The 11729-nt window shown below is 68.1% G+C and carries 9 protein-coding genes; 4 read left to right on the top strand and 5 right to left on the bottom strand.

The window, feature by feature from the left end:
* Position 1: 1 nt before the first annotated feature.
* The 4 genes from A5790_RS13800 to A5790_RS13785 form a co-directional block, all read right to left on the bottom strand.
* Positions 2-949, bottom strand: coding sequence for a phytoene/squalene synthase family protein (locus A5790_RS13800; RefSeq protein ID WP_066844959.1), 948 nt, complete (start codon positions 947-949; stop codon positions 2-4).
* Complete coding sequence (gene crtI, locus A5790_RS13795) at positions 946-2454, bottom strand: phytoene desaturase family protein (RefSeq protein ID WP_066844955.1); 1509 nt, start codon at positions 2452-2454, stop codon at positions 946-948. The genes A5790_RS13800 and crtI overlap by 4 nt, the downstream gene beginning before the upstream one ends.
* Positions 2454-3518 (bottom strand): polyprenyl synthetase family protein, encoded by a 1065-nt coding sequence (locus A5790_RS13790; protein ID WP_066844951.1) that lies wholly within the window; start codon positions 3516-3518, stop codon positions 2454-2456. Before A5790_RS13790 ends, crtI begins: the two co-directional genes overlap by 1 nt.
* 194 nt (positions 3519-3712) lie before the next feature.
* Positions 3713-5143 carry an NAD(P)/FAD-dependent oxidoreductase gene (locus A5790_RS13785; protein ID WP_066844948.1) on the bottom strand — a complete coding sequence of 477 codons (1431 nt, stop codon included), beginning with the start codon at positions 5141-5143 and terminating at the stop codon, positions 3713-3715.
* Between the two features lie 78 nt (positions 5144-5221).
* Between A5790_RS13785 and serA the strand changes: the two genes are divergently transcribed.
* Both serA and A5790_RS13775 read left to right on the top strand, forming a co-directional pair.
* Positions 5222-6808: a phosphoglycerate dehydrogenase gene (gene serA, locus A5790_RS13780; RefSeq protein WP_066844944.1), complete on the top strand. Its 1587-nt coding sequence runs from the start codon at positions 5222-5224 to the stop codon at positions 6806-6808.
* Between the two features lie 8 nt (positions 6809-6816).
* Complete coding sequence (locus A5790_RS13775) at positions 6817-7827, top strand: 3-isopropylmalate dehydrogenase (RefSeq protein ID WP_066844940.1); 1011 nt, start codon at positions 6817-6819, stop codon at positions 7825-7827.
* Between the two features lie 224 nt (positions 7828-8051).
* Here A5790_RS13775 and A5790_RS13770 read toward each other — a convergent pair whose 3' ends face one another.
* Positions 8052-9257: an MFS transporter gene (locus A5790_RS13770; protein WP_066844937.1), complete on the bottom strand. Its 1206-nt coding sequence runs from the start codon at positions 9255-9257 to the stop codon at positions 8052-8054.
* A 116-nt stretch (positions 9258-9373) separates the two neighbouring features.
* Here A5790_RS13770 and A5790_RS13765 point away from each other — a divergent pair, with 116 nt between their 5' ends.
* Both A5790_RS13765 and gltX read left to right on the top strand, forming a co-directional pair.
* Positions 9374-10183 (top strand): fumarylacetoacetate hydrolase family protein, encoded by an 810-nt coding sequence (locus tag A5790_RS13765; protein WP_066844935.1) that lies wholly within the window; start codon positions 9374-9376, stop codon positions 10181-10183.
* Positions 10183-11658 carry a glutamate--tRNA ligase gene (gene gltX / locus A5790_RS13760; protein WP_066844932.1) on the top strand — a complete coding sequence of 492 codons (1476 nt, stop codon included), beginning with the start codon at positions 10183-10185 and terminating at the stop codon, positions 11656-11658. The genes A5790_RS13765 and gltX overlap by 1 nt, the downstream gene beginning before the upstream one ends.
* Positions 11659-11729: the final 71 nt, after the last annotated feature.

Raw genomic sequence — 11729 nt, 5'->3', positions numbered from 1 at the left:
GTCACGCCCTGGGTTCCTGACGACGCGCCCTCCACGCCTTGACCAGTCCGCCGCATCCGACGCGGATGCGGCGACCGGTGCCCACGGTGGCGCGCTGGCTGAACACGGCGAAGTCGATTTGCTCGATACGGTCGAGGATTTCGGAATACAGGGTCAGCGCCGCCGACACGCACGGGCGAGACCGCGGGCTCAGATGAGCGATGCCGCGCCGCGCGAAGTCGTACACGCGCCGGTTGATGGCGTGTTGTTCCACCAGCGCCCGGCGCACCTTCGCGTCGGTGCGACGGTTCTCGTGGCACCAGGTCAACACATCCCGGTCGACCCCGTGTGCGGCCAGTTCGTCGGCCGGCAGATAGACCCGGCCGCGCTCGAGATCCTCGTCGATGTCACGCAGGAAATTGGTGAGCTGGAACGCCTTTCCCAGTGCCGCCGCATACGGCGCGGCCTCCTCGCGTGGGCCGACGGTGCCGAGTACGGGAAGAAGCTGTAAACCGATCACCTCGGCCGAGCCGTACATGTAGCGATCGAGGGCGGCCCGGTCGGGATAGTCGGTGACGCTCAGATCCATGCGCATGGAGCCGAGGAAGTCGTCGAACAGCTCCCACGGGATGCCGTACCGCCGGGCGCAGTGCACCACCGCGGCCAGCGACGGATCCCCGTCGTCGCAGCTGCCCTGCGCGAGCCGGTTGAACAGCTGGGTGGCCAGGCGCTGCAGCTGATCGGCGCGCTCATTCATGCTGATGACGGGATCGAAGTCGTCGAGGATGTCGTCGGCGCGGCGGGCGAAGCCGTACAGCGCGTGCACGGCGGGACGCTGTTCGGGCGCCAGCAGCCGGGTGGCCAGAAAGAAGGTGCGGCCGTGTTCGGCGTTGATCGTGCGGCAACGGCGATAGGCGTCGCGCAGTGCCGGGTCGTGTACGCCCGCAGCGTCGAGTTCGGAACCGATCATGCTTGCACCACCTGGCTACGGGCCCGCCGGACTGGCAGGCCGGTGATTCGGTCGGCCGCCAGCCGCCCGGACAGCAGCGCGGTCGGCACGCCGACTCCCGGGACGGTCGACGACCCCGCCAACACCACGTTGGTGACGCCGCGAACGGTGTTGGCGGGACGGAAGGGGCCGGTCTGGCCAAACGTGTGGGCCAACGCGAACGGAGTTCCCGCGGCCATTCCCTGACGCGCCCAGTCCGCGGGATCCACGACGTGCAGCACCTCGGGGTCGACCCCCACCTGCGGGAGCCGTGAGCTCACCACGTCCATCATCTGGCGCACGTAATCGTCGCGCGTCGATGCCCAATCGATGTGTCCCACTGCCAGATTGGGCGCGGGGGCGAGGACGTACAGCAGGTCCCGGCCTGCCGGCGCCAGCGACGGGTCCCCGGCGGTGGGGCGGGTCACCAACAGCGACGGATTCGACATCACGCGCCCGTCGTCGATGATGTCGGTGAACGTCTTGCGCCACTCCTCGCCGAAAACGATCGTGTGGTGTCCGACGTCCGGGCCCACGGTGCGGCAGCCGACGTGGGCCACCACCGCCGACGGGGCGGGCCGCAGCGGCAGCGCACGCCGCGGCGTGTGACCGAGCAGCCGGTACGTGTCGGGCAGTTCGGTGGTCAGCACCACCGCGTCGGCGGTGATCCGGTCACCGCCCTCGGTATGCACCGCGACCACCCGGTCGCCCGTGCGCTCCAACGCCGAAACCGCCGAATCGTAACGGAACTCGACGCCGGCATCGGTCGCGGCCGCGGCCAGCGCGTCGGGCAACGCGCGCACACCGCCGCGGGGGAAGTACACGCCGGAGATCGTGTCCATGTAGGCGATCACGGCGTACACCGCCAGCGCCCGGTGCGGCGGCACACCGGCGTACAACGCCTGAAAGGTGAACACCCGCTGCAGTCGCTCATCGCTGATGAAGCGGCGCACCATCCTGTCCCAGCGCCGGAAGCCGCCGATGGCGGTCAGCCGGGCGAGCTGCGGTGTCAGCAGCGACAGCGGTGAGTCGAAGTTCGCGGCGATGAACCCGTCGAACTCGACGCGGTACAGCTTGGCCAGCCAATCGCGAAGGCGCAGATAGCCGTCCGCCTGGTCGCGGCCTGCGAAGCCCTCGATCTCGGCGGCCATCGCGTCGGCTTCGGCGCGCACGTGCAGCGAGCTGCCGTCGGCGAACGACGCGCGGTAGGCGGGATCGACGTTGATCAGGTCCAGTCGGTCCGCGGTGTTCTCGCCGACGGCGGCGAACGCGTCGTCGATGATGTCGGGCATCGTCAGCACGGTCGGCCCGGTGTCGAGGCGGTAGCCGCCGATGTCGGCGCGACCGACGCGCCCACCCGGATGGCGTCCGCGTTCGAGGACCGTGACGGTGCGGCCGCGCCCGGCGAGCTGTAGCGCCGCCGACAGTCCCGACAGTCCTGCGCCGACCACGACGACGTGGTCGGTGCGGCCCGCGACGGTGCGCATCACGCGGCCCGTTCGGTGCAGGCGGCGGCCATGTCGGCCAGCGCGGTGCGGATCAACGGGTCCAGTTGCCTCGTGTCGATCAGCTCGAGCGCTCGGTTGAGCCGCGAATCGATCAGCTGTTCAACCCATTCCAGTGCGCCGGTCGCGACGATCAGCTCGCGCCACCGGCGGATGTCTTCGTGATCCAGATCGGAGGCACTCATCAGGTGGGTGAGCTCGCGGCGATGGTTCGCGTCGGCGAGGCCGTAGGCGGCCACCACGACGCTGGTCGCCTTGTGCTCGAAGAGGTCACTGCCTGCCGGCTTACCGGTGATCTCGGGAGACCCGAAGATGCCGAGGACGTCGTCGCGCAACTGGAAGGCCTCACCGACCGCTTCGCCGTACTGGCCGAGCAACATCAGCACACCGGGCGCGCATCCGGCCATGTCGGCGCCGATCTCGAGCGGTCTGCGCACGGTGTAGTTGCCGGACTTGCGCCGCATCACGTCGAGAACCCGTTCCCACTCGGGGAATTCGGCGGCGTCGTTGACCAGGTCGGCGAATTGGCCGACGGCGAGTTCGGTGCGCATCGCGTCGTATCTGTGCCAGCCACGCGCCAGCGCAGCCTCCCCGACGCCGCTTTCCCGCAGCATCTGTGCAGCCCACACCAGACACAGATCACCGAGAAGGACGGCCGCGGCCTCGCCGAAACGTTCGGGTGAACCCGACATCGCCCGCTCGCGGTGCCACTGCGCGAACCTGACATGAGCAGAGGGTCGCCCGCGGCGCAGCGCGGAGCCGTCCATCACGTCGTCCTGGAGCAGGGCGAACGCATGCAGCAACTCGAAGCTCGCCGCCGCCCGCAGCGCACCGGGATCGTCGTCGGCGTTGGACAACCAGCCCAGGTAGACGAAAGTCGAGCGGACGCACTTTCCGCCGTCGACGAAATCCTGCAGGACGTCGGCGGCGATATCGACTCCGGCCGACTTGAGGTCGTCGGCGCAGCGCGTCTCGACGAAATCGGCCAGTGACCGAAGCACCTCACTGCGTACGGCGTCGCGCCATACCGGAAATGCCGTGGTCATCAGCCCTCTGGGGGGAGCAGTGAGGGCTGACACCGACAGGAGCGGGGTCTGCGTGTTTCCGTTGATCCCGCTCAAGCAGCGTCCCCTTCACTCGATGCGATGACAGGTACCCGAATCGGTCGAACTCAACCGGGGTACCCCTTCTCACCGCACCTACGCATCGAATTTGCATCGATACGTTCCGGGTTCCGGGCTCAGGGAGACAGCGCAGGCATCGTCTTGATGCCGAACTCGCGCCGCAGCACCGTGCGCGCGGCGAAATAACCGGCCATGCCGTGCACCCCGCCCCCGGGCGGCGTGGCCGACGAGCACAGGTACGCCTTGGGGATGGGTGTGGTCCAGGGGTTGAGTCGAGGGGTCGGACCCGCCAGCGCATGAATAAGGGTGTTACCGCCGACGCCGATGTCGCCGCCGACCAGGTTGGCGTTGTGGTCGGCCAGGCGTGCGGCGGGAACGGATCGCACGGCCACCACGATGTCGCGGAAGCCGGGCGCGAAGCGCTCGAAGATGTCGGTGACCCGCTCGGCCTGGTCGACGGTCGATCCGTTCGGGACATGCGCGTAGCTCCACAACGGCCGGCGGCCCTGGGCGTCGATGCGGCCGGGATCCTCCAGGTGTGGCTGCGCGGCGAGCACCATCGGCCACTGGGGGTGCCGCCCTGCGGCGATCTCGCGTTCGGCGTGAGCCATCTGGTCGCGGGTGCCACCCATGTGCAGCGTGGGCGCCTGTCGTAACCGCTCGTCGGTGAACGGCACATCCTCGGAGAGCACGAAGTCGACCTTGGCCACGCCGGGGCCGAATCGATATCGCTGCAAGGCTTTTGCATAGCGGCGGGGCAGCTTGTCGCCGTAGATGCGGGCCAGCGCGGTGGGTGCGGTGTCGAAGAGTGCGACACCCTCGGGTGGTTCGGTGACCTCCTGGCCGGCCGTGATCACACCACCGTGAGCACGGAGGTCCGAGATCAGCGCATCGACGATTGCCTGGCTTCCGCCGAGGGGGATGGGCCAGCCGACGGTGTGTGCGAGCGTGGCCAACATGAGGCCCCCGCCCGCCGACACCAACGACGGCATTTGCGAAATCACATGTGCGGCAACGCCGCTGAACAATGCGCGCGCATCGTCACCCTTGAGTGCGCCCCACGCGGGCGTGCCCTGTTCGAGCAGCCGGCTCGCCACCTGGACCGCGGCGATCGGGTTGCTCGGCAGCGAGCGTTTGTCGCCGAGCAGCAGATCGAGAACGGCGTCGTCGCGTTCGACCATGGGGCCGAAGAACCTGCGCCATGAGTGCCCGTGCTCGAGCTCCGCGACGGTCCGGTCGAGGTCGTGGTAACCGATCGCGGCGCGCGCCCCGGGAAGTGGATTGGCGTAGGAGACCTCGGGTACCCGCAGGCTCACGCCCCGAGCGGGCAGGTCGAATTCGGCCAGGAACGGCGATGCCAGCGCGAGCGGGTGGACGGCCGAACAGATGTCGTGGGAGACGCCGGGAAACTCCGGGTCGGCAAGTGTGCGGGCGCCACCTCCGAGGGTCGGCTGCGCCTCGCACACCTGCACCGACAACCCGGCCCTGGCGCAGACGACGGCTGCCGCCAAACCGTTGGGTCCGCTGCCGACGACGGTGACATCCACGCCTGCGGTTCTCCCACCCACCACGCCTGCGGTTCTCCCACCCACCACCCCAACATTCAAGCCCATTAGGCTGACCGCGTGAGTCTGCCCGTTGTATTGATCGCCGACAAATTGGCCGAATCGACGGTCGCCGCCCTCGGTGACCAGGTGGAAGTCCGCTGGGTCGACGGTCCGGACCGGCCGAAGCTGCTGGCCGCGGTGGCCGATGCCGACGCACTGTTGGTGCGCTCCGCGACGACCGTCGACGCCGAGGTGCTTGCCGCCGCGCCCAAGCTCAAGATCGTCGCCCGTGCCGGAGTCGGCCTAGACAACGTCGACGTGGACGCCGCCACCGCCCGAGGCGTGCTGGTCGTCAACGCACCGACCTCGAATATCCACAGCGCGGCCGAGCACGCCATGGCCCTGCTGCTGTCCGCGGCACGCGAGATCCCGGCCGCCGATGCGTCGCTGCGCGCGCGCACGTGGAAACGCTCGTCGTTCTCGGGCACCGAGATCTACGGCAAGACCGTCGGCGTCGTCGGCCTTGGCCGCATCGGTCAGCTGGTGGCCCAGCGCCTGGCCGCGTTTGGCACCCACGTCGTCGCCTACGACCCGTATGTCTCGGCGGCCCGCGCCGCACAGCTCGGCATCGAGCTGCTGAGCCTCGACGACCTGTTGGAGCGCGCGGACTTCATCTCGGTGCACCTGCCGAAGACACCGGAGACCGCGGGACTGATCGGCAAGGAGGCGCTGGCCAAGACGAAGCCCGGCGTGATCATCGTCAACGCCGCCCGCGGCGGCCTGATCGACGAAGACGCGCTGGCCGAAGCGGTGCGCTCAGGGCATGTGCGCGCGGCGGGCATCGACGTGTTCGCCAGCGAGCCCACGACCGAAAGCCCGCTGTTCGACCTGCCGCAGGTGGTGGTGACCCCGCATCTGGGCGCGTCCACCGCTGAGGCGCAGGACCGGGCGGGCACCGACGTCGCGGCCAGCGTGAAGCTTGCCCTGGCCGGGGAGTTCGTTCCCGACGCGGTCAACGTCGGCGGGGGAGTCGTCGGCGAGGAGGTTGCGCCGTGGCTGGACCTCGTCCGCAAGCTCGGCCTGCTGGTCGGAGTGTTGTGCGACGAGCTTCCGGTGTCGCTGGCGGTGCAGGTCAAGGGTGAGCTCGCCGCCGAAGACGTTGAGGTGCTTCGCCTTTCGGCGTTGCGCGGGCTGTTCTCGGCGATCATCGAAGACCCCGTCACGTTCGTCAACGCCCCCGCGCTCGCCGCCGAGCGGGGGGTGCAGGCCGAGATCAGCACCGCGAGCGAGAGTCCCAACCACCGCAGCGTGGTGGACGTGCGGGCCGTCTACGCCGACGGGACGACCGCCAATGTCGCAGGCACGCTGACCGGTACCCAACTGGTCGAGAAGATCGTCCAGATCAATGGGCGCAACTTCGATCTGCGGGCCGAGGGCGTCTACCTGATCATCAACTACGTCGACCAGCCGGGCACGCTCGGCAAGATCGGCACCATCCTCGGATCAGCGGGCATCAACATCCACGCCGCCCAGTTGAGCGAGGACGCCGAAGGTCCCGGCGCGACCATCCTGCTGCGCATCGACCGTGACGTCCCCTCCGAGGTCCGGTCCACCATCGCCGAAGAAGTCGGCGCGATGATGCTGGAAGTGGTTGATCTGTCGTGACTTCGGCCATGAAGCTGGCGATCATCGCCGGTGACGGGATCGGCCCGGAGGTCGTCGGGGAGGCCGTCAAGGTACTCGACGCGGTGCTTCCCGGCGTGCACAAGACGCCTTACGACCTCGGCGCGCGCCGCTACCACGCCACCGGTGAGGTGCTGCCCGACTCCGTGCTCGACGAACTGCGCGGGCACGACGCGATCCTGCTCGGCGCGATCGGGGACCCGTCAGTACCCAGCGGCGTGCTCGAACGCGGTCTGCTGCTACGGATCCGGTTCGCGCTCGACCACCACATCAACCTTCGGCCCGGCCGGCTGTACCCCGGCGTGAACAGCCCCCTGGCCGGCAACCCCGACATCGACTTCGTCGTCGTGCGGGAAGGCACCGAGGGTCCCTACACCGGAACCGGCGGTGCGATCCGCGTCGGCACACCGCACGAGATCGCCACCGAGGTCAGCGTCAACACCGCCTTCGGTGTGCGTCGCGTCGTGACGGACGCGTTCGTCCGCGCCCAGCAGCGTCGCAAGCACCTGACCTTGGTGCACAAGAACAACGTCCTGACCTTCGCGGGCGCGTTGTGGTGGCGCACCGTTCAGGAGGTCGCCGCCGACTTCAGTGACGTCGAGATCGCCTACCAGCACGTGGACGCGGCGACCATCCACCTCGTCACCGATCCCGGCCGTTTCGATGTGATCGTCACCGACAATTTGTTCGGCGATATCGTCACCGATCTCGCCGCCGCGGTGTGTGGCGGAATCGGCCTCGCGGCCAGCGGCAACATCGATGCCACCCGCACCAACCCGTCGATGTTCGAACCTGTGCACGGCAGCGCCCCCGATATCGCGGGCCAGGGAATCGCGGACCCGACCGCTGCGATCATGTCGGTCGCACTGCTGCTGGCCCATGTCGGCGAGACGGATGCGGCCGCGCGCGTCGACAAGGCCGTCGAGCAGCATCTGGCCACGCGCGGCGACGAGAAGCTTTCGACCACCGCGGTCGGCGACCGGATCGCGGGGTATCTGTAGCTTGACACCGATATCGCCGGTCGCGGCCGCCTGACCCTCGGGCGCTCAGATCCCCACGCTCTCAGATAGCCCCGGGGACTGCCTCCTGTACTGCCCAGCTCTGAGCGAATAATTCGCTGCCAGCGAGTTATTCGCTCGTTGGTGGGCAACGGCAGGAGTGGTTCCGGCAGAGGTTGACGACGCGCTGGTGTGAACAGCCCTGTGCGGAGCTCACGTTGAGCGAATCACAGTCCCGGCGCAGGGTTCGGCGAACCTGAGGGGTCAGGGGGTACGAGTGGAATCGCCGCCAGCGGGAGCAACGCGCTCACCGCGAATGCGGCCGGATAGCCGGCAACCCCGATCAACCCACCGAACAGCGGTGCGGCGGCCGCCGACGCCAGATGTTGGCTGGTGTTCTGGGTGCCCAGGGCGCGGCCGCTCCAGAACGGCCCCGCGATCTCAGCGATGGCGGTGAACGCCAAACCGTTGTCGGACACCGTGATCACCGAGGCGACCACCATCGCCGCCACCGCGACCGGAGAGCTCAGCCAGTCCGACAGCGCGAGGGCCCCCATGGACAGCGCCGCGGCGGCGGCGATCGCACGGATCGGACGAAGCCGTTGACCCAACCGGTCCGACCAGTACCCCGCCGCGATGCGTCCGGCGGCGCCGAGCAATTGGGCCGCCATGACGATGAGGCCCGCCGAGCCTGCCGACCAGCCGTGCTCCGACATCAACCACACCAGCGTGAAAGTCCACACCACCGCCTGCGGCACGACGAGCAACACCGAGACGGCGTGAATTCGCCACAGCACCGACGATCCCCGATAGGGGTTCGTGAGATGTTCGATCGGCGCCTCGGAACGCGGCGGTCGTGGCGGGTCGATCACCGCGACCAGGCACACCAACGCCGACACCGCGCACACCGCCGCGGGAAACAGTAACGCGCCAGTCACACCGTGGCTTTCAGCCAGCCGCGGGATCACCAGCGCGCCCAACCCGACGCCCAACGGGGTGGCCGTCTGCCGGATCCCCATGGCCAGACCGCGTCGTTCGACCGGGAACCAGCCGACCACCAACCGCCCGCTGGCCGAATTGCTGCTCGCGGCCGCCATGCCGCCGAGAAAGAGGAAAGCGCCGACGGCGATTAGGGATTCGGAGAAGGCGGCCGCGAACGCGGCCGCCGATATCAGCACAGACCCGACCGTCAGCACAAGGCGCTCGCCGTAGCGGTCGACGACATAACCCCACGCGATCAGCGTGATCACCAGCCCGAAGCCCGGCATCGCGGAAAGCAGGCCGGCCGCCGCGAGGTCGAGGCCCCGCTCGCTGTGCAGTGTCGGGATGAGAAACGCCACGCCGTTGATGAACACGTTGGCGCTCGTCGTCGCTGCCAGCGCGATACACAGCAACGACCAACGCCGGGCGGTGCTGAGCGACTCGGCGGACATCGGTCCATCGTGGCATAGCGATCTCACTATGCTGAATCTGTATCTCAAATACCGAGACGAAGCTGTCGTGGGAGCGGTCGGCCGCCGCTTCTTGGCCGACTACTAGGCTGAACGCCATGCGCCTTGGCCGAATCGCCAGCCCTGATGGTGTCGCCTTCGTCAGCGTCGAGGGTCCACTCGACGATCCCGCCCAGGCGATCGCGAGGGAGATCGCCGAGCACCCGTTCGGTAATCCACAGTTCACGGGCAGACAGTGGCCGCTGGCCGACGTGCGCCTGCTCGCCCCGATCCTTGCGACCAAGGTGGTGTGCGTGGGTAAGAACTACGCCGCCCACATCGCCGAGATGGCCGCAACCGCCGGGGACGGCTCGGAACCCCCCACGTTCGACGACCCGATCATCTTCATGAAACCCAACACGGCGATCGTCGGACCGAACGTGCCGATTCAGTTACCCGCCGACGCCGATCCCGTGCACTTCGAGGGTGAGTTGGCGGCGGTCATCGGCAGACCGTGCAAGGACGTGTCGGCCGCGCGCGCCGCGGAGAACATCCTGGGATACACGATCGCCAACGATGTCTCGGCCCGCGATCAGCAGCGCAAGGACGGCCAATGGACCCGCGCGAAGGGGCATGACACGTTCTGCCCCGTCGGGCCGTGGATCGTCACCGACGTCGATCCTGCGGACCTGGAGATCCGCACCGAGGTCAACGGCGTCGTCAAGCAGAACAGCAGGACGTCGATGATGATCCACGACGTCGGCGCGATCGTGGAATGGATCTCCCGGGTGATGACCTTGCTGCCGGGCGATCTGATCCTGACCGGGACACCGGAGGGTGTCGGCCCGATCCAACACTCCGACACCGTGAGCATCACCGTCGAAGGTATCGGAACGTTGACGAATCCGGTTGTGCGCAAAGGGAAGTGATGACAAGTGATGTCCGGGTGCGGTTCTGTCCGTCACCCACGGGTACGCCGCACGTCGGCCTGATCCGCACCGCGCTGTTCAACTGGGCGTACGCGCGCCATACCGGCGGCACCTTCGTGTTCCGCATCGAGGACACCGACTCGGCACGCGATTCCGAGGAGAGCTACCGCGCGATACTCGACGCGCTGCGCTGGCTCGGACTCGACTGGGACGAAGGCCCCGAAGTCGGTGGGCCCTACGGGCCGTACCGCCAATCGCAGCGGCTCGATCTCTACCGCGATGTGATCGACCGGCTCCTACAGGCCGGTGACGCCTACGAGTCATTCTCCACGCCTGAAGAAGTCGAAGCGCGTCATCTGGCCGCGGGGCGCAATCCGAAATTGGGCTACGACAACTACGACCGCGACCTGAGCGAGGAACAGAAGGCGGAGTTCCGCGCCCAGGGCCGGCGCGCCGTAGTGCGGTTGAAGATGCCCGACGAGGACATCGGCTGGCGCGATCTCGTGCGCGGTGAAACGACGTTCCCGGCCGGATCGGTACCCGATTTCGCGTTGACACGCGGCAACGGGGAGCCGTTGTACACGTTGGTGAATCCGGTCGACGACGCGCTGATGAAGATCAGCCACGTGCTGCGCGGTGAGGACCTGCTGTCGTCGACCCCGCGCCAGATCGCGCTCTACCAGGCGCTGATGCGGATCGGCGTGGCCGACCGGATTCCCGAGTTCGCGCATCTGCCAAGCGTTCTGGGAGACGGGAACAAGAAGCTGTCCAAGCGCGATCCCCAGTCGAACCTGTTTCTGCATCGCGAGCGCGGTTTCATCCCGGAAGGCCTGCTGAACTATCTGGCCCTGCTGGGGTGGGGAATCGCCGAGGACCGGGACGTTTTCAGCCTCGACGAGATGGTGGCCGCCTTCGACGTCGCCGACGTCAACTCGAATCCGGCGCGGTTCGACCAGAAGAAGGCCGACGCGCTGAACGCAGAACACATCCGGATGCTGAGCGAAGAGGAGTTCAGCGCCCGTCTGAGCGCGTACTTCGCCGAGCACGGTCACGACACCGGCCTCGACGACGACCGGTTCGCCGAAGCCGCCGCGCTCGTGCAGACCCGCATCGTGGTGCTCGGCGACGCGTGGGACCTGTTGCGGTTCCTCAACGACGCGGAGTTCACGCTCGACGAGAAGTCGGCGGCCAAGGAGTTGAAGCCCGAGGCGGTCGCGGTGCTCGGCGCCGCACTGGGCGCACTGGAGAACGTCGGCGACTGGACCACTCCGGCGATCGAGGCGGCCCTCAAGGAGGCGCTGCTCGACGGCCTCGGACTGAAGCCGCGCAAGGCGTTCGGCCCGATCCGCGTCGCCGCCACGGGCGCTTCGGTCAGCCCGCCGCTATTCGAATCGCTTGACCTGCTGGGGCGCGAACGCAGCTTGGACCGGCTACGGGCCGGCCGCGAACGAGCCGCCGCGGAAGCCGAGGCGTGAAAAGCGCGTTGAAAATCTTTGGTAGTCTGCACGTCGGTCCGATACCGCGCGCGATGGGTTCCGCCCGCCGC

The sequence above is a fragment of the Mycobacterium sp. 852002-51152_SCH6134967 genome (assembly GCF_001667105.1).
GTDB lineage: Bacteria > Actinomycetota > Actinomycetes > Mycobacteriales > Mycobacteriaceae > Mycobacterium > Mycobacterium neumannii_A.
The sequence above is the reverse complement of the archived record's forward strand: the minus strand, read 5'-3'. Positions and strand labels throughout refer to the sequence as shown.

Excerpts from the sequence above, each read along its gene's own strand:
- A5790_RS13800 (WP_066844959.1), bottom strand. The coding sequence starts at position 949 with ATGATCGGTTCCGAACTCGACGCTGCGGGCGTACACGACCCGGCACTG.
- crtI (WP_066844955.1), bottom strand. The coding sequence starts at position 2,454 with ATGCGCACCGTCGCGGGCCGCACCGACCACGTCGTCGTGGTCGGCGCA.
- A5790_RS13790 (WP_066844951.1), bottom strand. The coding sequence starts at position 3,518 with ATGACCACGGCATTTCCGGTATGGCGCGACGCCGTACGCAGTGAGGTG.
- A5790_RS13775 (WP_066844940.1), top strand. The coding sequence starts at position 6,817 with ATGAAGCTGGCGATCATCGCCGGTGACGGGATCGGCCCGGAGGTCGTC.
- A5790_RS13770 (WP_066844937.1), bottom strand. The coding sequence starts at position 9,257 with ATGTCCGCCGAGTCGCTCAGCACCGCCCGGCGTTGGTCGTTGCTGTGT.
- A5790_RS13765 (WP_066844935.1), top strand. The coding sequence starts at position 9,374 with ATGCGCCTTGGCCGAATCGCCAGCCCTGATGGTGTCGCCTTCGTCAGC.
- gltX (WP_066844932.1), top strand. The coding sequence starts at position 10,183 with ATGACAAGTGATGTCCGGGTGCGGTTCTGTCCGTCACCCACGGGTACG.